The organism is Massiliimicrobium timonense (assembly GCF_002160865.1).
In the GTDB taxonomy this organism is placed as follows: Bacteria; Bacillota_I; Bacilli_A; order Erysipelotrichales; family Coprobacillaceae; genus Allocoprobacillus.
In genome coordinates this window covers 1-24,293 of record NZ_NFLJ01000022.1, presented here as the reverse complement: position 1 = coordinate 24,293, position 24,293 = coordinate 1, and the positions used below count along the sequence as shown (strand labels likewise).

23 protein-coding genes are annotated in these 24,293 nt (G+C 31.4%); 4 read left to right on the top strand and 19 right to left on the bottom strand.

Going from position 1 to position 24,293, the window contains the following annotated elements:
* Positions 1-7: 7 nt before the first annotated feature.
* A complete protein-coding gene (dusB, locus tag B5E75_RS08365) occupies positions 8-1,006 on the bottom strand; it encodes a tRNA dihydrouridine synthase DusB (RefSeq protein WP_087358316.1) in 999 nt (332 codons plus the stop codon).
* A 261-nt stretch (positions 1,007-1,267) separates the two neighbouring features.
* On the opposite strand from dusB, the gene B5E75_RS08360 reads away from it, so the two are divergent.
* Positions 1,268-1,828 carry a biotin transporter BioY gene (locus B5E75_RS08360; RefSeq protein WP_087358314.1) on the top strand — a complete coding sequence of 187 codons (561 nt, stop codon included), beginning with the start codon at positions 1,268-1,270 and terminating at the stop codon, positions 1,826-1,828.
* A gap of 220 nt (positions 1,829-2,048) precedes the next feature.
* On the top strand, positions 2,049-2,840 hold the full coding sequence (locus B5E75_RS08355; RefSeq protein ID WP_087358312.1) for a MurR/RpiR family transcriptional regulator: 792 nt from the start codon (positions 2,049-2,051) through the stop codon (positions 2,838-2,840).
* Here B5E75_RS08355 and B5E75_RS08350 read toward each other — a convergent pair.
* The 13 genes from B5E75_RS08350 to prfA form a co-directional block, all read right to left on the bottom strand.
* Positions 2,837-3,637, bottom strand: a complete 801-nt coding sequence (locus tag B5E75_RS08350) for a Nif3-like dinuclear metal center hexameric protein (protein WP_087358310.1) — start codon at positions 3,635-3,637, stop codon at positions 2,837-2,839. The genes B5E75_RS08355 and B5E75_RS08350 overlap by 4 nt on opposite strands.
* A 22-nt stretch (positions 3,638-3,659) precedes the next feature.
* Positions 3,660-4,982, bottom strand: coding sequence for a PTS sugar transporter subunit IIC (locus tag B5E75_RS08345; protein ID WP_087358309.1), 1,323 nt, complete (start codon positions 4,980-4,982; stop codon positions 3,660-3,662).
* Between the two features lie 154 nt (positions 4,983-5,136).
* Entirely contained in the window at positions 5,137-5,664 is a 528-nt protein-coding gene (locus B5E75_RS08340) for a flavodoxin domain-containing protein (RefSeq protein ID WP_087358307.1), read from the bottom strand.
* Positions 5,665-5,812: 148 nt separating this feature from the next.
* Positions 5,813-6,685: an Hsp33 family molecular chaperone HslO gene (hslO, locus tag B5E75_RS08335; RefSeq protein WP_087358305.1), complete on the bottom strand. Its 873-nt coding sequence runs from the start codon at positions 6,683-6,685 to the stop codon at positions 5,813-5,815.
* A gap of 130 nt (positions 6,686-6,815) precedes the next feature.
* Positions 6,816-8,774, bottom strand: a complete 1,959-nt coding sequence (gene ftsH, locus B5E75_RS08330; protein WP_087358303.1) for an ATP-dependent zinc metalloprotease FtsH — start codon at positions 8,772-8,774, stop codon at positions 6,816-6,818.
* Between the two features lie 15 nt (positions 8,775-8,789).
* Entirely contained in the window at positions 8,790-9,320 is a 531-nt protein-coding gene (gene hpt / locus B5E75_RS08325) for a hypoxanthine phosphoribosyltransferase (protein WP_087358302.1), read from the bottom strand.
* Positions 9,321-9,348: 28 nt separating this feature from the next.
* Positions 9,349-10,584, bottom strand: a complete 1,236-nt coding sequence (gene tilS, locus B5E75_RS08320) for a tRNA lysidine(34) synthetase TilS (RefSeq protein WP_087358300.1) — start codon at positions 10,582-10,584, stop codon at positions 9,349-9,351.
* Positions 10,585-10,654: 70 nt separating this feature from the next.
* The gene (locus tag B5E75_RS08315; RefSeq protein ID WP_087358298.1) at positions 10,655-12,841 is read right to left on the bottom strand and encodes a PP2C family protein-serine/threonine phosphatase; all 2,187 of its coding nucleotides are present in this window, start codon (positions 12,839-12,841) and stop codon (positions 10,655-10,657) included.
* A gap of 105 nt (positions 12,842-12,946) precedes the next feature.
* Positions 12,947-14,845: a sensor histidine kinase gene (locus tag B5E75_RS08310; RefSeq protein ID WP_087358296.1), complete on the bottom strand. Its 1,899-nt coding sequence runs from the start codon at positions 14,843-14,845 to the stop codon at positions 12,947-12,949.
* Positions 14,842-15,516: a response regulator transcription factor gene (locus tag B5E75_RS08305; RefSeq protein WP_087358294.1), complete on the bottom strand. Its 675-nt coding sequence runs from the start codon at positions 15,514-15,516 to the stop codon at positions 14,842-14,844. The genes B5E75_RS08310 and B5E75_RS08305 overlap by 4 nt, the downstream gene beginning before the upstream one ends.
* 81 nt (positions 15,517-15,597) lie before the next feature.
* Positions 15,598-16,098, bottom strand: coding sequence for a GNAT family N-acetyltransferase (locus B5E75_RS08300; RefSeq protein ID WP_087358292.1), 501 nt, complete (start codon positions 16,096-16,098; stop codon positions 15,598-15,600).
* Positions 16,099-16,102: 4 nt separating this feature from the next.
* Positions 16,103-16,957 carry a peptide chain release factor N(5)-glutamine methyltransferase gene (gene prmC, locus B5E75_RS08295; protein WP_087358290.1) on the bottom strand — a complete coding sequence of 285 codons (855 nt, stop codon included), beginning with the start codon at positions 16,955-16,957 and terminating at the stop codon, positions 16,103-16,105.
* Positions 16,954-18,030 carry a peptide chain release factor 1 gene (prfA, locus tag B5E75_RS08290; RefSeq protein ID WP_087358288.1) on the bottom strand — a complete coding sequence of 359 codons (1,077 nt, stop codon included), beginning with the start codon at positions 18,028-18,030 and terminating at the stop codon, positions 16,954-16,956. Before prfA ends, prmC begins: the two co-directional genes overlap by 4 nt.
* Before the next feature lie 135 nt (positions 18,031-18,165).
* Between prfA and B5E75_RS08285 the strand changes: the two genes are divergently transcribed.
* Complete coding sequence (locus B5E75_RS08285) at positions 18,166-18,816, top strand: HAD family hydrolase (protein ID WP_087358286.1); 651 nt, start codon at positions 18,166-18,168, stop codon at positions 18,814-18,816.
* 162 nt (positions 18,817-18,978) lie between these two features.
* On the opposite strand, the gene B5E75_RS08280 is transcribed toward B5E75_RS08285, so the two are convergent.
* The 4 genes from B5E75_RS08280 to B5E75_RS08265 all read right to left on the bottom strand — a co-directional run bounded on the left by B5E75_RS08280 (position 18,979) and on the right by B5E75_RS08265 (position 21,362).
* Positions 18,979-19,632 carry an ABC-2 transporter permease gene (locus tag B5E75_RS08280; RefSeq protein ID WP_087358284.1) on the bottom strand — a complete coding sequence of 218 codons (654 nt, stop codon included), beginning with the start codon at positions 19,630-19,632 and terminating at the stop codon, positions 18,979-18,981.
* Positions 19,629-20,474, bottom strand: a complete 846-nt coding sequence (locus tag B5E75_RS08275) for an ABC transporter ATP-binding protein (RefSeq protein ID WP_087358282.1) — start codon at positions 20,472-20,474, stop codon at positions 19,629-19,631. Before B5E75_RS08275 ends, B5E75_RS08280 begins: the two co-directional genes overlap by 4 nt.
* A 2-nt stretch (positions 20,475-20,476) precedes the next feature.
* Positions 20,477-20,848 (bottom strand): GntR family transcriptional regulator, encoded by a 372-nt coding sequence (locus B5E75_RS08270; RefSeq protein ID WP_087358280.1) that lies wholly within the window; start codon positions 20,846-20,848, stop codon positions 20,477-20,479.
* Positions 20,849-20,942: 94 nt separating this feature from the next.
* Positions 20,943-21,362: a GNAT family N-acetyltransferase gene (locus tag B5E75_RS08265; RefSeq protein ID WP_087358279.1), complete on the bottom strand. Its 420-nt coding sequence runs from the start codon at positions 21,360-21,362 to the stop codon at positions 20,943-20,945.
* Between the two features lie 84 nt (positions 21,363-21,446).
* On the opposite strand from B5E75_RS08265, the gene B5E75_RS08260 reads away from it, so the two are divergent.
* Positions 21,447-22,601, top strand: a complete 1,155-nt coding sequence (locus B5E75_RS08260) for a CapA family protein (protein ID WP_087358278.1) — start codon at positions 21,447-21,449, stop codon at positions 22,599-22,601.
* A 44-nt stretch (positions 22,602-22,645) separates the two neighbouring features.
* Here B5E75_RS08260 and B5E75_RS08255 read toward each other — a convergent pair whose 3' ends face one another.
* Complete coding sequence (locus B5E75_RS08255; protein WP_087358277.1) at positions 22,646-24,085, bottom strand: glycoside hydrolase family 1 protein; 1,440 nt, start codon at positions 24,083-24,085, stop codon at positions 22,646-22,648.
* Positions 24,086-24,293 lie beyond the last annotated feature (208 nt).

Here is a 24,293-nt window from a genome sequence, read left to right as displayed (position 1 = left end):
TTTTTCCCTATCTTTCTTCAAAAATAGTTTTATCCCCTGTATGTAAATAATAACGATAATTTTCAATAATATCCTCTAGTTCTTGATAAGTATTAATTTTGGATAAATGATTTTTAATAGCACTTGCAGATTTCAATCCTTTCATATACCAAGGTGCATGACCACGCATTTGTCTGATAGCATTCTTTTCTCCTTCAACTTTGAGTAACCTTTTCGCATGTGCAAGACATTGATCAAGTTTTTCATCAATCGTTGGTTCATCTAATAATATACCATGTTCAACATATTGAACCATCTGCTGGATAACCCAAGGATTTCCAAGTGCTGCTCTACCAACCATTACAGCGTCACACCCAGTTTCATCTAACATACGTTTTGCATCCTGTGCTGTTTTGACATCTCCATTACCAATAACTGGGATAGATACTACTTCTTTGACTTGTCTTATATAATCCCAGTTAGCATGTCCTTCATACATTTGTGAACGTGTTCTCCCATGAACCGCAATCGCACTGGCTCCTGCTTTTTCAATCAGCTTGGCAATTTCAACACAATTAATAGAATCAAAATCATAGCCAATACGAATTTTTACTGTCACAGGTTTACTAACTGCTTCTACAACATTTTTTACAATATCAGAAACTAAATCTGGATACTGCAATAGGTAACTTCCTGCATGTGCTTTTAATACTTTTTGAACTGGACACCCCATATTAATATCAATAATATCACAGTTAGAGTGTTCATCTATAAACTTGGCAGCCTGTACCATTGAATCAACATCTCCACCAAAAATCTGTATACTGACAGGATGTTCATCTTCATCTATTGTCAACATCTCAATTGTTTTTTGATTACCATAACATAAAGCTTTATCGCTCACCATTTCACTTACAACAAGCCCTGCTCCAAACTCCTTAATAATTTTTCTAAAAGCCACATTAGTAATTCCTGCCATTGGAGCCATAATAATTCTATTTTTAATATCTACATTTCCAATTTTCATAATTTTCACCATAACACAATATAACATACTTTTTTGAAAATACAAAGATAAAAGCTTGATATATTATAAAACAAGGAGGCGATATAAAAACATAATTCTCACTTATAAAATAATATTTTTCCCTCTCCCATTTTTAATATTTTTTATGAAGATTCTTATAGGAATCTTCATTTTTGTTTTATTGTAAAGCAAAATTGAATTTTAAATTGACAATAAACATAAACTCTGTTATTCTTATGCCTTGTTAAAGGATGGTATATAATGGAAAATATAAAATCAGTTTCACAAATTCATAAAGTGCAAGATATTGTCTATATAGGTCTGTTTGCAGCTTTTATTGCTATTTGTTCATGGATAGCTATTCCTGCAACAGTTCCCTTTACTTTACAGACAATGGGTATTTTTATAACTGTTGGTTTACTTGGAGGCAAAAGAGCTACAATAGCTATATTTGTTTATATTTTATTAGGAATCATAGGCATCCCTGTCTTTGCGAGTTTTTCTAGTGGACTAGGAGCTATTCTAGGGACAAGTGGTGGGTATATTATCGGTTTTCTATTCTCTGCATTATTTATGTGGTTTATCGAAAGTGTATTTGGAAACCGTCATTTCATTTTTATCATTTCAATGCTTATTGGTTTATTGATTTGTTATAGCTTTGGCACATTCTGGTTTATGATGGTTTATACACAAACAACAGGACCAGTTGCATTATCAGTTGTTTTAGGATGGTGTGTGATTCCATTTATAATTCCTGATCTTATCAAAATTGCTCTTTCTTTTCTATGTGTTAACAGACTAAAAAAAATCATAAAAAAATGAATAATACTCAAAAATTAGTCAAACATATATACAGATAACTTACACTTTCCCCTCTATTTTTCCTCCCCATATAAAATAGATGTAAGTTATCGAAGTTATATTCCTAATATTGGTAAACCCCAAAAGAAGAAGGTACTTCCCCTTGTACCTTCTTTTTGCGTTTTCATTTCTTTATTTCTCATATACTCTATGGTAAAATATGCATAAAAGGAGCATATCTATGAATTTAAAAGAACGTATATCAATATATTACACATCTCTCACAACAACTGAAAAACGTATTTATACACAAATTATGGATAATCCTCATATTATCATTGATCATTCGATTATTGAAGCAGGTGAACTATGTCACACATCTAAATCAGCAATGTTAAGGTTTGCAAAAAAATTAGGTTATCGTGGATATAGTGAGTTTAAATATGCTATTGAGGAGAGTACAAAAAAAGACTATCAACAGATTCCTGCATCTGTTGATAATCAAACTGTTTTACAACAAATTTCTTTATCATTTGCTTTAACTATTCAAGCTATCGGTCAGCTCAGCTTTGATGAAAACTTAAAAAGACTTGCTGCCTATATTTATCAATATCCCTATATTAAAGCAATTGGTATAGGAAATTCTGCATTTTGCGCTAAACAGCTTGTCTATTCTTTATATTCTCATAATCAATTTATTGAAGGAGTTACAGATGATGTCCAGTTTAATTATTTAGAGAATTGCTTAAACAACCAATATCTACTCATTATTTTTAGTGTTTCTGCTTCATCTACAACTTACAATCATTTATTAAAAACAGCTAAATCCAAAGGAGCAAAAACAGTATTAATCACAATGAATAACGATTCTTCTATCAATAAACTGGTTGATATGATTTTTACTTTGCCTTCTAATATTGCTTCTACATCTACTTCTACAGTATTAAAACAACTTGATAATCGTACAACACTTTATTTCTTTGCTGAAATTATATCTTATTATTATGGTTTATATTTGGAAAAGGCATCCTAATCATTGGATGCCTTTTCTATATGATGAATTCCATAATCATTTTGGATATAATGAAATTCAATATGAGGAAATTGTTCAGAAAGATACTCACTTAATTTTTTTATTCCTGCAGCTTCACTTGTCAAATGATTCACGACAATGAGTGGGATATGATGATCCATAGCCCATTGCGTATGAACCCAGTTATTGATGCCATCGTCGCTGACTAAGCAAACATCAGCTCCTGCATTATGCATTTGAATAACATCAGTACACGCTCCTGTTCCAATACCTAAACAATGCACTATTTGATGAAGATTCCCAATCACTTCAACACCAAATTCATCATATTCTTCTATGGATTTGATAATATGTTGTGCCAATGTTTCTACTGTCATTTCAAATGGCTTTGAAATTCTTAAATAACTATGTGGAGATGTCACTTCCTGAAAAGGAATTTTTAAAAGCTTGGCCCATTGATCTCTTACGCCAATATGAGGATATAAATCCCATAAATCATGACAGCGATAAACAGTGATTTTATTTTTTTCTAATAAGTTCATTTTTTCTTGCTGTGACTGAATAATAGCAGTCGGTATGGAAGTTCCATTCATATAAAAGAGATTTTCATGCGTAATAATGAAATGACATTGCTGTTTTATTGCCTGTTGAATCACTTCCATAGTTGCAACCCAACATACAATGACTTTATCAATTTCCGTATCCGTACGCCCAAATAAAATATGATCTCTCGTATATTCTCGATTAACCCATTCTCCTTGTTTTTCTAAACAATTTACAATATCTTGAATTTTCACAAAAATCCTCCTATCAAAGATACTATTCTTTATTCATTGTTTCTTCTAAGTCCAACTGTTTATTGTAACTTTTCATGAATGGTAAAAATACCAAAACATTGACTATAAACAGGAATAACCAGACTAACATGGCACGCCAATCCATTGTTGATAAAAATGCATACAATGGAGCTGGTAATGTCCAAGGAACACTCATACATGTTTTTCCCATTAAACCATAATATGTAGCTCCATATGCTACTGCCACATTAAAGATTGTACAGATTAAACTTGGAATAAATGTTAAAATATTAAGAACTGTTGGTACCCCAAAAACCAAAGGTTCATTGATATTAAATAAAGATGAAGGAATAGCTAGACGTCCTAATGAACGTAATCTTTTATTCTTACATACAAAATTCATATGGAATAAAATAGCTAAATAGCAGATTGCTAAACCAAAAATAAATGTAAAGTTTCCAGCAATAATATTAGGAATGTCTTTTCCTGCATTATATGCTTCAAGATTCGCAACCAGATTTCCTGTAAAAATTGGTGTTGTAATAGCACTGACCATGTTATCACCATGAATACCAAAGAACCAGAAAATAACTGTTAATGAAACAATAAATAACATAGATGGTAAAGATGATGTTGCAGAAATAAGTGGTGAGAAAACAGTAAAGACAAGATTCACGAAACCACTTCCTGTTAAGTATATAATAAACTGATCCAGACCAATAAACAACAACATATTAATAGCTAATGGTAATAAGACTTCAAATGGTCCTGCGACCATTGGTGGAACACTCTGTGGCATAGATATTTTAATATTTTTAATAATTAAGAAATGATTAATTTCAATAACCACTAATCCAACGACAATAGCTGCAAACATTGACGAAGAACCTAATCCAGAAATATTAATATAATTCCCATCTGTTAAACTTTGAGGAACCCCGGCAACACACAAAAAGACAAATAATGCAGTTAAACAATTTGCAAATGCTTCCATTTGATAAGTTTTTGCCAGACGGTAAGAAACCCCTAAAACAACATAAATAGAAATAATACCAATTGTTAAATTATTAGGTATTGACAATAATGCACTCCAATCCGTTGCCCAATTTTTCCATGCAATTAAAAACTGAAAGAAAAAATTAGTAGGTTGTATTGTTTCCAAATCAACTGGTGGATTCGCAATCATCAAGGCAATCCCACCAATGACTGTAAAAGGAATTAAAATTGTCAATCCATCACGTAAAGCTGCTAAATGTCTTTGCGATGAAATACGAGATGCAACAGGAACAATCTTTTCCTCCATAATCATTTGAAATTTCTCAAAAAACGACTTAATACTTTCCATAAATTCATACTCCCTTCTGAAATCGTTTACAAATATATTATAATCATACTGAGAAATAGTGTCAATATATTATTTATAATTTGAGAAATTTCTTGTTTAGATATTAAAAAAAGAATATCCTATTGGATACCCGTGAAAAATTTTTTACCTTATCTTAGTTTAAAATATAATCTATCAGTGGTTTTAAATATTTTTTATCAGTCCAATCGCATTTTTCTCCAACTGCACTCATTAATGCTTTCATCCAAGGTTCATAAGTATGAGGATCTTTTTTTGATATTGATTTTTGCAGTATTCTACATAAAGTTCTATCTTTAAATGACATTTTGTCTTCATCCCAAGCACCTCTACCATAAAACATTGGTATCTTATTCAAATCATTTTTAAGATTATGAGTTTTAACCATGTTGAAGGCTTGTTCATCAAAAGGTGAAGCTCCCACACAAAATATAGCTAGTTTTTTATCTTTCAACACATCATAATTTCTTCTCAAAAAAGATATTCCTGAAATTCCCGAAGCATAAATACCCCCACATAAAATAATCGTATTATATTTTTCAATATCCTTTATTTTTGCATTTGAAGTTTTTATACAATCAAATTGTATTTCTTCCATTAACCACTCTACATATTTTTTTGTTGAACCATATTTTGATTGATAAATGATTATACCAGCTTTCATATTTTCATCTCACTTTCAAATCATTATATAAAAAGATAATCTTATGACAATATAATTATAACATGCCTCAATACCAATAATATATTCTTTTCTTTAATTTAAGATACTCTTTCCTTTAACTTAAGATAAAGAACAAAAAAAGAATATCCTACTGGATACTCTCTAATAACTCTTTGAGTTCATCTTCACTAAAACTATATTTTGAATTACAGAACTGACATGTCATTTCACAACCATGATCTTCATCAATCATAGCTTGAATTTCATCTTTTCCAACTGTCATCAGTGCATTTTTCATTTTTTCCTTAGAACAGTCACATTCAAAAAATAAATCTTGACTATCTAAAATCTTCACATCTTCAAAAATCATCTGTAGTATTTCTTCTGGTGTATATCCTTCATTCAACAATGCAGATACTGCTGGGAAATTTCTCATTTTTTCTTCAATATAAGAAATATCTTCATCACTCGCTTCTGGTAAAAGCTGAATAATAAAACCACCACTAGATAAAATCTCATTTGTCGTATCAACAAGAACACCTAATGATACAACCGAAGGAATCTGTTCAGAAACCATAAAATAATAAGAAAAATCTTCACCAATTTCCCCTGTTTGAATAGGAACAGTTCCAACAAATGGTTCTTTTAATCCCATATCTTTAATAACCTGCAAAGTCCCTTGATTCCCTACTGCCAGTCCCACACCTAGCTTTCCAGTATCTTCATAAGTATAATGAACATGTGGATTTCCAACAAATGCCTTAATTTTCCCATCACTGTTTGTACAAGCCATAATTGTTCCGATATTTCCTCCACCATTCATTGTGACAGTCATTTTTTCATGATTTTTATTCATGGCTGCCAACATAAAAGTTGCTGACATAAAACGTCCTAACGCAGCTGAAGCCGTTGGCCACAAATCATGTTTTTGTCTTGCCACTTCCAATAATTGTTTTGTTGTACATGCAAAGACACGACAGTTCTTTGATTCTACTATTCCTCTGACTAAATAATCTTTCATTTTAACCTCCAAATGCAAAATAACTGATTAAAGGTATCACCATACAAGCAATAATAATGATAACCAGTAATTTACTCATTGTACTTCTTTTCATGACTTTCTCCTCTTACAAAAATAAGCACATAAGTGCTTATTTCATTTCATCTAATAAATCATCATCTAAATTAACAGGATCTTTCTTCTCCTCAACTGGAGGCATCTGTTGATGATCATCATGATTATCTTCACCGTTATCTAAAACTAACATATGTCCTGTATTATATAATGATTCAATTTGTTCATTATTTAATGTTTCATGTTCTAATAATGCATCAGCAATCGTAATCAATTTATCTTTTTGTTCATTGATAATTTGACGACATTGGTTATAACATTCATCAATAATCTTACGTACCTGCTGATCAATTTCATAGGCAATCTGTCCAGAATGTGTATTGCTTGTAGAAGAATAATCTCTACCTAAGAACACAGCATCATGTCCAGAATCATATTTAATAGGTCCCAGTTCAGACATTCCTAATTCAGTAACCATCATTCTTGCGATACGTGTAGCCTGTTCAATATCGTTATGAGCTCCTGAAGAAACATCACCAAAGAAAATTTCTTCAGCAACACGCCCACCCATAAATCCAGTAATACTTGCCATTAACTGTGATTTTGTCTGGAAGTATGTTTCTTCTTTAGGTGTCATTAAATTATAACCACCAGCTTGACCTCTTGGAATAATTGTGACTTTTTGAACTTTATTGGCATCTTCCAAAGTCAATCCAATAATCGCATGACCAGCTTCATGATAAGCTACCAATTTTCTTTCTTTTTCAGTATATTTACGTGATTTCTTAGCTGGTCCACCGATGACACGGTCAATCGCTTCATCCACATCATCTAAAGTAATACGTTTATGTCCTAAACGAACAGCTAACAATGCTGCTTCATTTAAAACATTCGCAAGTTCAGCACCAGAGAATCCCGGTGTACGTTGTGCAATGTTTTCAAAATTCACATCATCTGTAAATTTCTTATTACGTGCATGAACACGTAAGATTTCAGCTCTGGCTTTTTTATCTGGATTAGCCACTTGAATTTGTCTATCGAAACGTCCCGGACGAAGCAATGCAGGGTCTAAGACATCAGCACGGTTTGTAGCCGCTAAAATGATAATTCCTTCATTACCACTAAATCCATCCATTTCAACAAGCAACTGGTTCAATGTTTGTTCACGTTCATCGTGTCCACCACCGACACCTGTTCCTCTTTGACGTCCAACTGCATCAATTTCATCAATAAAGATAATACATGGTGCATTCTGTTTTGCTTTCTTGAACATATCACGCACACGTCCAGCACCAACACCAACAAACATTTCTACGAATTCTGAACCAGAAATAGAGTAGAAAGGCACGTTGGCTTCGCCAGCCACTGCTCTTGCCAGTAATGTTTTTCCTGTACCCGGTGGCCCTACAAGTAAGACACCTCGAGGAATTTTTGCACCCATATTTGCAAATTTCTTAGGATTCTTTAAGAAATCTACTAATTCTTTTAATTCTTCTTTTTCTTCATCTGCTCCAGCAACATCTGTAAATCTTGTCTTGCTGTCTTTTTCTAATTTTGCACGAGAATTTCCAAAATCGAAGGCTTTGGCATTGGCTCCACCGCCACCTCCAATACTTCTCATGACAAAGAACATCACACCAATCAATAAAATATATGGTAGTAAGCTAAGCAATGTATCTACCAGCATATTTTCACTCTTGGCATCTCTAATTTGCACTGTGATTCCTTTATCTTCCATTAATTGAATTAAAGAATCTAACTCCTGATCTGTTTGAGGAACATTTGTTTTAAATGTGTAATTAACCTCTTTACCTTCTTCTGTTTTTGTATATTGTCCTTCAACACTTGTCACATAGATTCCCGGCATCACTGACATTTCAGTCACTTTTTCTTCTTCAAGAATCTGTGTAAATTGTGTATAATTGACTTCATTTGTTCTTCCCATATTAAGCAAAGGAACAAGTGAACTCAATAAAATAATGACAAGAATCCAAGGCAATATAGCCTTCATTAAACTTTTATTCTTATTATTCATACAATCTCCTTTTCACTACTGATAACATTCTTCTTTTAAAATACCTACATAAGGCAATTGACGATATTTTTCATTAAAATCCAATCCATATCCAATCACAAAAGCATTTGGAATTTCAAATCCAACATATTTAGCCTCAATTGGATAAGTACGACCTTCTTTTTTATCAAGCATTGTTACAATTTCTACTGATGTTGCTCCACGTTCTTCAAGCATCGCTTTGACAGTCGTTAAAGTTTTTCCTGTATCTAAAATATCTTCAACAAGTAAAATATCTTTTCCTTTGACATCCTGATCCAAATCTTTTTTGATTGTAATCGTACGAGATTCAACACCTTCATAACTGCTGACATCCATATAATCAAAAGTTACATCTATTTCTATATATTTAGATAACTCTGCCAAAAAAGGAACTGACCCTTTTAATAAACCTACTAAAATCACTTCTTTATCATGATAATCATGATTAATCATTGTCGCTAATTCCTGACATTTTTCAGTAATTTGTTGTTGTGTATATAAAATTTCTTTAACATCTTTATGCATACTTCTCCACTCCTTATAATAAGCCTCTCTATTTTATCACAAATACATTTGGTTTTGTAGTCAAATAATCAATGTTTTTTGCAATATGTGGAACCAATACAATCGTTCCTTCCCGATTGACTACAATTGGCCATGTTTTTCTTTTTAAAGCAGGAATTTTTGCATTGATAAATAGACGTGAAACTTTCTTAGTCCCCGAAGAAGTCATAATGCTGTCGCCTTCTTTCATCGTACGGATGGTAATAGGGTAATCTTCTGGAGATAGAAAAACCCCTTCATTGATATGTCCACTATCTAATAAATGGAAATATTCACAGCCAAAAGGCATATATTCTCGAAATTCATAACGATAACCTTTTGTTTTATCTTTATCAATGATGTAGATATTATCGTATTCTTTTATGAACAGATAATTAACTGGTAGATTCATTTGAATATTTGGTTTGACACTATCTATCTGATGTCTGATTTCTTGAATCAAAGCATAAGAAATCAATTGTGTTGGCATCACATCACGTAGAATTAAATAAAGAAAGATTTCTCTTAACTCTTTAGGAATATAATAGTAGTAAATGATACCATCTGTTTTATATTGTTGGTAATAAGGTTCAACTTTAAACTCTAATTCTTTGATTCTTTGATTATGTTGTTTGGCTTTTTGAATCAGTTCTTCTTTTTGTTTTAAAGTATACTGATTTAAGATAGTATTACGCACACGATCTCTTTCAAAATCAGTTTCAAAATTGGTATAATCATCATGATAAGGGATATTTCTTTCTTGACATCTTTTTAAAATATCTTGTTTATATAAACACATTAAAGGCCTGATAATACGCATATTTTGAACATGTGTTTCCTGTTTAATCCCTAAGTAGTGAACTGTATTATGATGCGATAACTGCATATAAATCGTTTCTATATGATCATCTAAATGATGTCCTAAAATCACACCATCCACTTGATACAAATCATAAATTTCTTTATAAAAATTATATCTTAATGTTCTTGCCTGATTTTGAAAATTGCCCTGATGATAATCTTGTGAATGATATTCTTTATAGTAAAAAGGAATGCCATAAGTGGCACAATAATCACTGACCAGTTCATAATCGAGATAACTGTCATGACGGAAATTATAATTCACATGTGCCACTAATAAATGATAGCCCAGTTTTCTTAATGTATCTAAAAGATACATCGAATCACAACCTCCAGATACACCAATAATATAATATTTTGAACGATCCAATAATTCTAAATTCATGTTATCACTCCATGAAGACATTATATCAAAGAAATTCCAATTCCAAAACAAAAATCCCAATATTTTGGGATTATTGCTTACATAATTTTAAAACCATAATTGTCATGTCATCATTTCGTTGTTCATCATTCGCTAAAGACATCAATAAATGAGCAATATCCTTAGGATGATCATCACCAATCAAATATTCATTTTCTTTCAAGAACTCATAAAAATGTCCAGAAAAACCATCACTCACCATAAAAATTATATCATTCTCTTTTAAAGTCTGTTTTTGAATCACTGTTTCTAAAGGAGAAACAATTCCCATTGGTAAGGTCTTTGATTCAACTTCTATGATTTCATGATCTCTTAAGATATAAGTTGGACAAGCTCCATATTTAATAAAAGTTGTCATTCCACTCACCAGATTAATTTCCATCATATCCATGGTTGTAAACATATCATTACGATTCTTTATTTTCAATAAAGCATTCACCGATTGAATTGTATCATCTAAAGATATGCCATTCATGATCAATTGTTTCATCACATCCAGTGTCAACTTTGAATCATCACTGGCTTTTTGTCCTTGACCCATACCATCACTCAAGGCAAAATAATCATTTTCATTCATTGAAAATATCATATAACTATCCCCACAGGCAATACTTTCTTTGGCACATTGACAGACTCCATATTGTACAAAATAACGTGTATGATGTTTTAATACTAAATATGTATAACCTAACTGATGCATCGGGGTTTTCATAATTTCTACATCCAATGTTTCATTTAAATATGATTCTAAAATAGGAATAAATTCATTTTCAATTTCTTCTTTTGTAATATCATAAATCCCTATTTCCAAATAATAAACAGATTGTGATTCATAATATTTTTTTAAATGAGCTAACTGAAAATGATAACCCTCCATATGTTCATAAATATGTTTTTCTTCAATATGTCCTATTTCCAACTGATGAGAGAATTGATGGAAAACATGATTTAATAAAGAAAACTGATGATACAAATCACTTTTCATGGTTTTATATTCCTCTTGAACTCTTTGTATCTTGCGATAGTCTTTACGATATTGATTCACTAAATCCAAATATTTTTCTGGATTCAAACAATACTGATGGATAAAATCTTCATCTGTTTCATTATAATGTTCTTTTAAACCTTTGTTCATGAGTTTAACCAAACGATGGGGCCCATATTTTTTATGAAAACAAGTTGTCTGACTAGAACAATTCTGGCACATATCCTCATAGATATAACCAATATATTCTAAAGAACGATTAGGCGCTGGTGCTCTTGTAAATAAAGCAGTCATTTGTTCAAATAAACGACAAAAAGAATCAACCTGTTTAGATAGCTGTTGTTTAAAAGTCATTTCCTGATAGCTTGAAGAAAGCACTGTCTGATCATGGCGAATAGGTAAAATCAAAAATATAAGTCCACTCACCACAACAATGAAACCATGATAAGTATATTGAAATTCAAGAAAGAAAGGTAAGATAAGATGTGATACAAAATATAAAGAAACAATGGTTGCTTTTTTATGACAGGGAATCATATAGAAAAAGAACAGTGGTAATAAAAAAGATAAGATATCATCTTTGTAACTTAAATCCATCAACAACATCAACATAGAGCCATAAAATAATCCCGGTAATAAATCATCCAAACATTCATGATAGATCATAATTAATATAAAGATACGAATCAAAATCATTGTTGATATATGTGAATAAGGTAATAACCCCATTGTACATATCAAAATAATGACAGTTAAGGATTTCATTCGTTCATGTGTCAACAAATCTGATTCACCATGCATTAATAAAGGAGTCAATGATGTAAAAATAAGGGTATTGATATAAGTAAGGATTGTCAACAATAAAGTTGAAAGCAGATCTATTTGAACATAAGCATAATAAATACCCCCAATAAGTGTTAAAAGATAAGGCACATAGCGTGATTTCATAGATTGAAATAATAAACAGAATTCTAAAATAAGAAACGCTATACCACTAATGAAAAGCAATTCATAAGGAACCTGTAAAACAATAACACCTATCAATATCCCCATAAAATAACTCAATAAAGCAGGATACCCACACATAAAACACACATAAAAAAAAGGGAGTGTAAATAATAATGATGTTGAATAAACATCAACAATAGACATTAAAAAAGATATGAGTGTTATATAAAAGACGAATTGATATTTGATTTTTTTAACACGACTTGGATTGATAATCAGTTCCATTTTTTCCACCTCTAGACTCATTATAGAGGTTTTCATTTAAATTATTTGTCATATTTTCAAGGTCTTGACATAAAAAAACCAACAGTTTTTCAACCATTGGTTTCATTAAAAACGAAAATAAAATAAAACACCCTGTTTTGTATTTTGCACTCCATATTCAAAATGATGCAACTCTAAAATAGCTTTACAGATTGCCAGTCCCAGACCTGTTCCACCTTCATTTCTTGCTTTATCTACTTTGTGGAAAGATAACCATATTTTTTCTATATCTTCTTCTGGAATATAAGCGCCTGTATTTTCTACAGAAAAACAATGTTCATCTAAATGAATAATGACTTTTTCTCCTGATTCACTATGATGCAAAGCATTTCCAATAAAGTTTGTGATGACCATTCCAATCTTAAATGGATCTGCTTCAACAATACTAGAATCCAAATCTGTAATTAACTGAACATGACGATTTTCAAATAAACAAGCCATTGATTCTAATGTTTCATCAACAATATCTAATAAATCCACTTCTTCCATATCTAATGTCATATTTTGTGATTCTAGCTTTGATAAATCCAGCATCGCTAAAACGAGTTCATTAATACGTTTGGTTTCATTTTGAATGATTTCAATATATTCATTACGTTTTTTCTCATCTTTTTCTAATTCTACCATCTCACTAAAACCATTAATAATACCTAAAGGTGTTTTAATCTCATGTGTAAAGTTAGAAACAAACTCTTTTCTAACAACTTCTAATTGTTGAACTCTATCAATCTCTTGATGTAAATCATTAATTGTTTTTTCAAGCTCTTTACTCATTCTATCAACACCTCTTGCCAGATCTCCTAATTCATCATGACGAGATGTATCAATAGGATAATCAAATTGTTTACGAGAAATACGCCATGCTGCCAGTTCTAATTGCTTAATCGGTCTAACAATCATATACGCAACTACAAAACACATCACAATGATTAAAATAAAAGCCAATATATATGTAGAAGAATTATCATACATAAACTGTTTAAAAGAATCCATAGGTAAATTATTATATTCCTGTGTTACAAAAATATAACCAATTGTCGCATCATCAACAGTTATTTCTTCATCTTCCATTTCTGATGCAGTGTTCCAATCTTCTAAACGCATCATAATCGTTGAATAATATTTCCCATTATATTCATACGGACTCATTAAATAATATTGTGTATAATCATAGACGGATGTATTAAACTCTTTTCCAGAATCTTTAAACTTCTGAAATTCTCTTTTGATTTTTTGTTGAAGTCCTTTAAAGGCATCGTGATAATCTGTTAATAATGCTTTTTGATTTAATTGTGATGATATAGATAATGTATCAGCAGAATAAGGAAACACAAGTTCCATCTTGGCACTCATATAAGAACTGGCAACACCTTCTAAATGAGTGATTTCCCCACTCACCTGTCGTTCAACAATCGTTTGATCGTTGATTGTGATTGTCTTAAAATCTAAATCGCGCATCTCATCATTATACTGATTATAGTATCCAACATGTACATCAATAGATATTTCAAGTTCTGTATTTTGGTTTTGTAAAATCAGTTTTTCTACTTTATCCAAATCATTTTGACTCAATGATGAAAAATCAACACTTGTTGCATAATTGGTTCCATTTTTATTTATAATTAATGATAATGTTGGACCATCAACCCCATCTCTTGACATATCTAGTATTTGCCCATTTTTATCAACCAGACATTTAATTTTTGTTAAATCTCCTGAAAGAGCATGACGGTATAATCTTGAAAACTGTTTAGATGACAAATCCACCTTATTAACAGCTATTTTTTCCAGATAATTTTTCGCAAATTTATCTAAATTACGAATCGTAATCTCAGCATCTGTTTCTACTGTATTTTTAATATAACGTTCTATTCCTAAACGAATTTCATTCCCTAATACAGCCATAAAAGCCAATAAAATAATACAGGCAATTTTAATAATTAAACTAAAGTTTAATTTTTTCATACTGACTCCTTCACATCAAACATATAACCAATCTTGACCACTGTTTGAATATAAGGGGCTGCCTCTTTTAATTTCTTTCTTAACTTTTTGACATATGTATCCACAATTCTCTGATCACCATAATAATCATAACCCCAGATATGATCTAACAGCTGATCTCGTGATAAAATCTTACGTTTATTATCTATAAAATAAATAAGCATCTGATATTCTTTATGTGACAGAGCTGTTTGTTGTCCATCTACAAATACTTCATGCGTATCATCATTAATACGCAGAATACCTTCTTCAATCATGGTTTCATGTTGTTCATCTTTTTTAAAACGCTTCAATAGCGCATTACATTTGGCATATAATAATGAAGGTGTAAAAGGTTTAGAAATAAAATCATCGGCTCCTAAATCATATCCTTTTAATTTATTATCATCATCACTCAATGCACTAATAAATAAAATCGGTATATCATTTTTTTGTCTGACTTGTTTACAAACTTCATAACCATCAATACCAGGCATCATAATATCTAATAAAATTAAATCAAAACTTTCATCCAATAATGATAAACCTTCATATCCATCACTAGCTTCTATGACTTCTTCACCCTGTTTTTGAAAATATTCCACAATAAACTGACGAATCAGTTTTTCATCTTCTATCAATAATACTTTCATGTCTATTCACCCCACTTATAATCATTATACAATAATCATATGGAAAAAATATGAAAAAGCCTTCATTTTTTTATGAAAGCTTTATAAATATTTCATATAACCTACATCATGATAGAAATAAGATTCTTCAAACTGATGAAATTGTAATTTCTTTAATAAGTGAATAGATCGTTGATTATCCTTATAAACATAACAAATGACTTTTTGAAAATGATATGTTTCTTTCATATATTGGCAAAAAGCCTCAACAATCTCACTTCCATAGCCCTTAGACCAATAAACACTATCCAATGTATAACCTAAAACAAAAACTTTTTCATTAACAACATCTACAAACAAATCACCAATCATCATATCATTTTCTTTTAAAATAACAGCCAAATGATAATTTGTTTTCGGTAGATAAAAAGAAGTGAACTTTAAACATTGTTGAATACGTTTCGTTGCATCTTTTATAGAATACTTTTTCCACGATTGATAATGAGCAACTTCTTTTTTTGAACGATATTCACTCATACGCACAGCATCTGTCAATTGCAGACATCTTAAATATAATCTAGGAGTTTCTAATATATTTTCCATAAACTTAACTCAAATGATAATAAATAAACAACATACGATCTTTTCCATTGATATCTTTTATAATCTCATAAGGAATGTCTGGAAAATAATGTTCTACTGCTTCACACATGATTTCTCTTTGATCAAAACCCATTTCAAAAGCCAATAAAGCACGATCTTTTAAAACTTGTCTAACGTCTTGAAAGATTTTGCGATAAAAATATAACCCATCATTTCCCCCAAACAATGCCACATGTGGTTCATTATCCTTGACCACACTTTCAATATCCTGATCTTGTGGAATATAGGGAGGATTAGATACAAATATATCAAACTTCTGTTGCTGTTCAATCAGTGGCTGTAACATATCGCCCTGATAAAAAGTCACATCAGCATTTAATTCCTTAGCGTTTTCTTTCGCTACTTCTAGTGCCTTTTCACTAATATCCGTTGCGACAACCTTAAGCTTTGGTTCTTCTAACGCTAAAGTAATCGCAATAGCTCCTGAACCTGTTCCAACATCACATAAATCAATAGAAGAATAATCCTCAAAATAATCATCAATCTTATATAAGATATTCTCAACTAATTCTTCTGTTTCATAACGTGGTATCAAAACATTTTCATTAACAATAAAATCTCTAGAGAAAAAGTTTTCTTTTCCATTAATATATTGAATAGGTTCCCCATTCATATATCTTTGCATACCATCCTGAAACTGTTTTAATAATTCTTCATCAACTTCTTCATCCATCATCAGATACAATTGATGAGGCTCTTTATGAGCCAAATGATAAAACAGAACTTTCGCAACATTACAGTCTTTATCTTTTTCATCAAGCATGGCTTCACTTTGACGAATCAGTTCTCTTAAAATCATTGTTCTTCTCCTAGAAGTTTCAATCTTTGATCTTCATTCATCAAAGCTTCAATAATATCATCCAGTTTCCCTTCCATAATACGGTCTAACTGCTGAATTGTTAATCCAATACGGTGATCAGTGACACGATTTTGTGGATAGTTATATGTTCTGATCTTTTCGCTACGATCTCCAGTTCCAATCTTACTACGACGTTCGCTGCCAATGGCTTCTTCCTGTTCACGAAGTTTCATTTCATATAACTTTGTACGCATCGCTCTCATGGCTTTATCCCTATTGTCATGTTGACTACGCCCATCCTGTGAAGTCGTTACCACACCTGTAGGAATATGTGTAATACGTACTGCTGAATCTGTTTTATTAATATGCTGTCCTCCTGCACCTGATGCACGATATGTGTCAATTCTTAAATCAGATGGATTTAATTCAAAATCAACTTCTTCTGCTTCAGGCATCACAAGCACAGTCGCTGTAGAAGTATGCACACGTCCCTGTGTTTCTGTCTTTGGTACACGTTGTACACGATGTGAACCAGATTCAAACTTCAATTTTGAATAAACACCTTCCCCTTTAATCATAAAGGAAATCAAAGAATAGCCCCCAGCTTCACTATCCTGTGCTTCCAAAACTTCAATCTTCCATCCCTGTGACTCTGCATATTTCACATACATTCTATACAAGTCACCAGCAAAGATATTTCCTTCATCTCCACCAGCAGCTCCACGAATTTCAACAATAACATTTTTATTATCATTTGGATCTTTAGGAATTAATTCTAAATGAAGTTTTTCTTCTAATTGAGGTTTCTTTTCTTCTAATTCACTTAATTCCAGTTCAGCCATTTCCTTAATTTCTGGATCACTTTCTTTAAGTAATTCTTTGGCTTCTTCAATTCCATCTAAAACCTTTTTATATTCTTGATATAACTGATAAGCATTTTCCAGACTTGCCTGTTCCTTAGAGGCTTCTGTCATCTTTTGAACATCATTTGCAATGCTTGGATCCATTAATATTTCATTTAATTCTTCATATCTTCTTGCGATTGTTTCCAATCTTTCCATCATATTATTCATACTCTAACCTCCAAACCGTTACCATTATAATATAAACATTCAAAATAAGCAAAATAATCTTGTCATAATCTTTGTTTTTTCATTGACACAGATAGATCATTTTTTTATACTCAATATAAAGTGGAGGAATAAAAAATGTTAAAAGCGGTTATTTTTGATATGGATGGATTAATGATTGATACAGAAAATGTCACTTATCAATGTTATAAAGATGTTTTAAAAACAATGAACTTAGAAATGACAAAAGCGTTTTATACAACTTTATTAGGGCGTACTATGGAAGCAACAAGACGCGCAATGTTTGATCAATATGGCGAAGATTTTCCTATTGAAAAAGTTGCGAAAAAGGTACATCAGTTAATGGATGAACAATTTGCAAGAGATGGTGTTCCATTAAAAGATGGTCTTGTGAAATTGTTGACTTATTTAAAGGAACATCATTATAAAACAATGATTGCCACTTCAAGTCGTCGTGAAAGAGTGAATGTTTTATTGACTGATAATGGTATTCTCAATTATTTTGATGATGTCATCTGCGGTGATGAAGTCGAACATGGTAAACCTGCTCCTGATGTTTTCTTGAACGCTTGTCAAAAGTTAAATGTTCAGCCAAGTGAAGCCCTTGTCTTAGAAGATAGTGAAGCAGGTATACAAGCAGCCCATAACGCTCATATATCTGTGATTTGTATTCCAGATATGAAATACCCTGATGAAGATTATGCTAACAAAACAACTTGTATTCTTGATTCACTTCATCAAGTTATTGATTATATTGACAATTTATAAACATAAAAGATTATCAGCCTCAAAAACTGATAATCTTTTTTCATTGATCATTTTTTCTATTCTTTCTTTGACGATAAGCTCGAATAGCCTTATTTCTCGTCGGTATCCCAATCCCTAAAAGCAACACAACCATGAGTATTGTAAAATCCATTGATGATTCTCCTAAAATTCTTTTTTATTCATAATAGATAGACTGACTTTTAAAGAGACCAACATAATTAAAAATCCAATCATCAAAAGAATCACCATAAACATTACTGGACCTAAAGCATCAATAGCTAAAATCAATGGAAGAACATCAATATGAAAGATTTCCACTATTTTCATCACCACAAATCCAATCACAACAAGGACACCTACACAAGCAATGAGAGCATATCTTCCTTTTTCTCCACCAAAACGAAGATGAACAGGTATCATCAATGATTCTATGACAAGAAACATCGGTAAAATCACGAAAGCTCCAATCAACATATCTGAAGTCACAGGCTTCCCCTGAACAATAAGCATCAAGCTACATATCATCACTGATACTATCCAGGCTCCTGTTCCTAAAATCAATCCATAAACATACTTTTCTAAAACATAAGTTTTTCTAGAAAAAGGAAGTGTTAATAAGAATGGATAACCATTATCAAATTCATCATAAGAAATCGTACTGACGGTAAATAATGATAAAATCAATGTTATAAAACCAATCATAAAAGTTGGATCTTGCGAACTGATTGATATCAAACATGCCACAACAATAATAATGATAAAGAAATTCTTTTGCATTAACATCAATTTAAAATCTTTAATCAATAAACCTTTCATGATTTTTCACCTCTAATCATCATTGTCATCACATCATCAATATGACTATTTTCTAATACAATATTAGGATAATTTTCTCTATAATATTGTTTTTGATGAGTCAAACAGCTATAACCATAACTTTCTTTTTTGTATTTTAAGATATACGCCTTATCCAACTGTTCAAATTGTTGATCATCTACCTTTAATAAAGCATATTCACTTAATAAGACATCCGTATCTTCATGCATGATCACTTGACCATTATGAATCATATAGACATCATCACAAAGTGTTTCTAAATCACTGGAAATATGAGAACTGATTAAAATAGCTCTTTGATCATCTTTTGCCATATAATCTCTCATCATATCAAGCAATTCATCTCTCGCAATCACATCTAGCCCCGCTGTTGGTTCATCCAAAATCAACAGTTGAGCCTGATGACTCATCGCAACGATAATTTTCAATTTTGCTTTCATCCCTGTAGAAAATTCTTTGATTTTCTTATTTTTAGGCAATTCAAACTGATTCACCATACGTAAGAAGAATGATTTATCAAATCGTTTATATAAATTCTCTAATATAGGAATAATATCTGATATTGTTAAATATCCACTAAAACCTGAATCCGATAAAACAACACCTAATAACTGTTTATCCTCTTCGTTCAAAGCAGATTGACCAAATATTTCAATTGATCCTCCATCACATTGAATTAACCCTAAGATAGCTTTAAATGTTGTACTCTTTCCAGCTCCATTTTGTCCTATCAAGCCAGTGACATAACCTGGTTTGACTTCTAAAGAACAGTCTAATGAAAATGAAGCATAATTCTTTTTTAAATGTTTTACCTTTAACATAATTAACCCTCCAGAATCATCTCAAATAAACTCTTTAATTCTTCATCACTGATTCCACATCTTCTACCTTTTTGAATGGCCATTTCCAAATCGGCTTCGATTTCCTTTTTTTGTTCTTCTAATAACAATTCACGATTATTCGCACTCACATATGTTCCTTTTCCATGAACTGTCACTACAAACCCTTCTTCTTCCAAGTTATCGTACGCTTTCTTGACAGTCAGGGCACTTATTTTCAACTCTTTTGAGAGAGTACGAACAGATGGTAACTGATCATTTTCTTTAAGTTTTCCTTTTCTTATCATTGTTTTGATTTGATCAACAACTTGTTCATATATAGGTGTCATTAAAGAATGATTAATAATAATTTTCATTTTCTCCCTCCTGTTCATAAACAGTATATAACAGTATGAAACTGTTGTCAACTGTTATATGCTGTTATATTAAAAAAGAACTATTTTCATAGTCCTATAAATTCTTTGTATAATTATAATGCGACATTTCATAACCATTTTGTTCATAAAAATGATGAGCCTGTTTTCTATATGTAGATGTTGATAATTCAATTTGTTCTAAATGAAGATCAATCGCTTTTTTCTCTATAGCCTGTAATAACTGTTGTCCAATACGTTTGCCTCTACATTCTGGTAAAACAACCAGTTCCACAATTTCTCCTGTATCTTGATTATGATGTAAATAATGATGAATCTGAAAGCTTAAAAACCCTAATATTTTATCTTGTCGATAAACCAGATATATCACATCATTACTATTGATTCCCTGGTGATAAGTTTGTTTAAAATGATCATAATCCAATTTCTGATTTTCTAATATACACATTAAGTCATAAATCTCATCACAATCTTCTAATCTTGCTTTTTCAATCATATAAACCCTCTTTTCTCTATATTTTATTATATCATAGGTATTGAACAGCTTTCGACAATATTATACAATCATTATGGTGATTTCATGAAAAAAATAAAATTATTTGTTTGTTTGGTCCTTTTGCTTGTTGGATGTCAACCGCAACCACAAACACAACCTCAAAAAGAAGAAACAAAAAACACAGTAAGCTGTCATTTTATTGGTGATTTATTATATGAGAAGCCTTATTATGACTGGATCGAAGATGATAGCCAAGATAAAGGCTATTATGATTTGGTAAGACCTTATCTACAAAATGATGATTTATCCATTGCTAATCTGGAAACACCTATTGGTGGTAAAGAACTGAACATTTCTGGGACAGGCTATTCTTTTAATGCTTCTCGTGAAATTGGTAAACAGGTAGCATCGCTTGATTTAGAAGTCGTTTCAACTGCTAATAACCACGCTAATGATCGAGGAAATCAAGGCATTGATAATACCCTTGATTTCTTAAAAGAAAAAGATATTTTAGCTGTGGGCACTTACTATAATCAAGATGATAGAGATCAAGGAAAATATATGACTATTCATGGAATAAAGCTTGGTTTTGTATCTTATACATATGCAACAAATCAAATTGTCAGTGATGAAAATCAAGCCAAAGTTGCTTTATTTAATCGTCCTAGCGACCGAAAAATGACACAGGCATATAAAGATTTATTAACCAAAGAAGTGACTCAAACCAGAGAAAACTGTGATGTCTTGATTGCAATGATGCATTGGGGAAATGAATTTACATATGATATTTCAACTCAACAAGAAGAAGTATCTCAATTGCTTAGTGATTTAGGTGTTGATATTATTATTGGTAATCATTCTCATTGTTCACAGCCTATGGAATGGATCAATAATAATCGCACTTTATGTATGTATTCTCTAGGAAATTTTGTAAGTGCAGACCCTATTGTCGATCGTACTCACCAGGAATTTAAAAATGCATATAATGTTTCAATGATGGTTTCACTTGACATTGTAGAAGAAAATAATCAAATTTCTATTCAAAACATTGACTATATCCCTGTTATCAATTACTATGATGAACATTTACAAAACTTTAAACTTATTCCTTATGATCAATATACAACTCAATATGAAACATCACATTATCATTATCATAATGGTCTGACAAAAGAATGGATTCAACAAACTTATCAAAAACTTATACCTGAAAAGCTATCAAATCATCAACTTCAATAAATAGCTTTATAAAATGATAACCGCACTCAAAGTGCGGTTATTTTTTAATCTAAATCTTCACCATTTGTTTCAATAACTTTTTTATACCAATAGAAAGATTCTTTCTTACGACGAGAGAAATCTCCTGTTCCATCATCATATCTTTCAACAAAGATAAATCCATATCGTTTAGCCATTTCACCAGTAGAAGCAGAAACCAAATCAATGCATCCCCAAGGTGTATAACCTCTTAAATCAACACCATCTAAAACAGCTTCATGCATTTGTTGGATATGACTTCTTAAATAATCTATACGATAATCATCACAAACTTTTCCATCTTCGTCAATCTTATCATAAGCACCTAAACCATTTTCTACGACAAAGATTGGTTTTTGATAACGATCCCAGATTTCATTTAATGAATAACGAAGTCCAATTGGATCAATTTGCCATCCCCAGTCACTTGCTTTCAGATATGGATTTGGAACACCACCTAAGATATTACCTTTACCAGATTCTTTAAATTTGTCAGCCGTTTGACAATTTGACATATAATATGAACATGTATAGAAATCAACAGGTCCTGCCGCTAAAATATCATCATCACCCGGTTCCATATGTACTGTAATGTTGTTATCTTTAAAATATCTCTTGATATAGTTTGGATATTTTCCACGACATTGAACATCACTACAGAACCAGTTCATTAAGTGTCCTTTTTGTTGATTAACAATTTCATCTTCTGGATTACAAGTTAAAGCATAACTTGTTGCCATAATTTGCATACATCCTACTTGATAGTTTGGATCAATATCATGGGCCATTTTTACAGCTAAAGCACTGGCAACAAATTGATGATGTAATCCTTGAAAACGATTATTTGGATTATCAACCTGATCCATAAAATCCATTGTTTTGATTTCGTTTAAAATCCCTTGAGATAAAAATCCACCCATTGGTGTTGTCGCACTATTGATTTCATTGAATGTTAACCAGTATTTGACTTTTCCTTTATAACGTGTAAAGATAGCTTTACAGAAATTTAAATAACAGTCAATCATTCTACGATCAGCCCAACCATTCCATTTCTTTGTGAGATGGAATGGTACTTCATAATGAGAAATAGTGACCATTGGTTCAATACCATATTTTAAACATTCATCAATTAAACTTTCATAGAATTTTAATCCTTCTTCATTAGGTTGTTCTTCATCACCATTTGGAAAGATTCTTGTCCATGCGATAGAAAAACGATACATTTTAAATCCCATCTGGGCAAACAATGCAATATCTTCTTTATATCTATGATAATGATCAATTGCATCATGACTTGGATAAAATGTTCCTTCTTCTAAAACAGGTGTAATTCTTTTACTAACGGTTGCTGTTCCACCAGTACAAATATCTGGACAAGAAACACCTTTTCCTCCTTCTTGCCATCCTCCTTCTAATTGATTGGCAGCAGTGGCTCCACCCCAATAAAATCCTTTAGGGAAACTCATATTTTTTACTCCTCCTTTTTGTACTTATTATAATTAAAAACTCATTTTATTTCGCTATATTTTCAAACAATGAAAGAAATATATTATTCCAAAGCCCCTTTAACTTTCTTTCTTGTAAGAAGTCTGTTTTGTCGATTAGCCAAAGCATCCCTTCTACCTTGCAGTAAAATCTTTCTTCCCTGTTCATTTCTTGTATAAATCAGCTCAT

Excerpts from the sequence above, each read along its gene's own strand:
- B5E75_RS08340 (WP_087358307.1), bottom strand. The coding sequence starts at position 5,664 with ATGAAAGCTGGTATAATCATTTATCAATCAAAATATGGTTCAACAAAA.
- prmC (WP_087358290.1), bottom strand. The coding sequence starts at position 16,957 with ATGATTTTAAGAGAACTGATTCGTCAAAGTGAAGCCATGCTTGATGAA.
- B5E75_RS08355 (WP_087358312.1), top strand. The coding sequence starts at position 2,049 with ATGAATTTAAAAGAACGTATATCAATATATTACACATCTCTCACAACA.
- B5E75_RS08275 (WP_087358282.1), bottom strand. The coding sequence starts at position 20,474 with ATGTTAAAGGTAAAACATTTAAAAAAGAATTATGCTTCATTTTCATTA.
- ftsH (WP_087358303.1), bottom strand. The coding sequence starts at position 8,774 with ATGAATAATAAGAATAAAAGTTTAATGAAGGCTATATTGCCTTGGATT.
- dusB (WP_087358316.1), bottom strand. The coding sequence starts at position 1,006 with ATGAAAATTGGAAATGTAGATATTAAAAATAGAATTATTATGGCTCCA.
- B5E75_RS08255 (WP_087358277.1), bottom strand. The coding sequence starts at position 24,085 with ATGAGTTTCCCTAAAGGATTTTATTGGGGTGGAGCCACTGCTGCCAAT.
- hpt (WP_087358302.1), bottom strand. The coding sequence starts at position 9,320 with ATGCATAAAGATGTTAAAGAAATTTTATATACACAACAACAAATTACT.
- B5E75_RS08345 (WP_087358309.1), bottom strand. The coding sequence starts at position 4,982 with ATGGAAAGTATTAAGTCGTTTTTTGAGAAATTTCAAATGATTATGGAG.
- hslO (WP_087358305.1), bottom strand. The coding sequence starts at position 6,685 with ATGAAAGATTATTTAGTCAGAGGAATAGTAGAATCAAAGAACTGTCGT.
- B5E75_RS08305 (WP_087358294.1), bottom strand. The coding sequence starts at position 15,516 with ATGAAAGTATTATTGATAGAAGATGAAAAACTGATTCGTCAGTTTATT.
- B5E75_RS08315 (WP_087358298.1), bottom strand. The coding sequence starts at position 12,841 with ATGGAACTGATTATCAATCCAAGTCGTGTTAAAAAAATCAAATATCAA.
- B5E75_RS08280 (WP_087358284.1), bottom strand. The coding sequence starts at position 19,632 with ATGAAAGGTTTATTGATTAAAGATTTTAAATTGATGTTAATGCAAAAG.
- B5E75_RS08360 (WP_087358314.1), top strand. The coding sequence starts at position 1,268 with ATGGAAAATATAAAATCAGTTTCACAAATTCATAAAGTGCAAGATATT.
- B5E75_RS08310 (WP_087358296.1), bottom strand. The coding sequence starts at position 14,845 with ATGAAAAAATTAAACTTTAGTTTAATTATTAAAATTGCCTGTATTATT.
- B5E75_RS08260 (WP_087358278.1), top strand. The coding sequence starts at position 21,447 with ATGAAAAAAATAAAATTATTTGTTTGTTTGGTCCTTTTGCTTGTTGGA.
- tilS (WP_087358300.1), bottom strand. The coding sequence starts at position 10,584 with ATGAATTTAGAATTATTGGATCGTTCAAAATATTATATTATTGGTGTA.
- B5E75_RS08300 (WP_087358292.1), bottom strand. The coding sequence starts at position 16,098 with ATGGAAAATATATTAGAAACTCCTAGATTATATTTAAGATGTCTGCAA.
- B5E75_RS08285 (WP_087358286.1), top strand. The coding sequence starts at position 18,166 with ATGTTAAAAGCGGTTATTTTTGATATGGATGGATTAATGATTGATACA.
- prfA (WP_087358288.1), bottom strand. The coding sequence starts at position 18,030 with ATGAATAATATGATGGAAAGATTGGAAACAATCGCAAGAAGATATGAA.
- B5E75_RS08265 (WP_087358279.1), bottom strand. The coding sequence starts at position 21,362 with ATGATTGAAAAAGCAAGATTAGAAGATTGTGATGAGATTTATGACTTA.
- B5E75_RS08270 (WP_087358280.1), bottom strand. The coding sequence starts at position 20,848 with ATGAAAATTATTATTAATCATTCTTTAATGACACCTATATATGAACAA.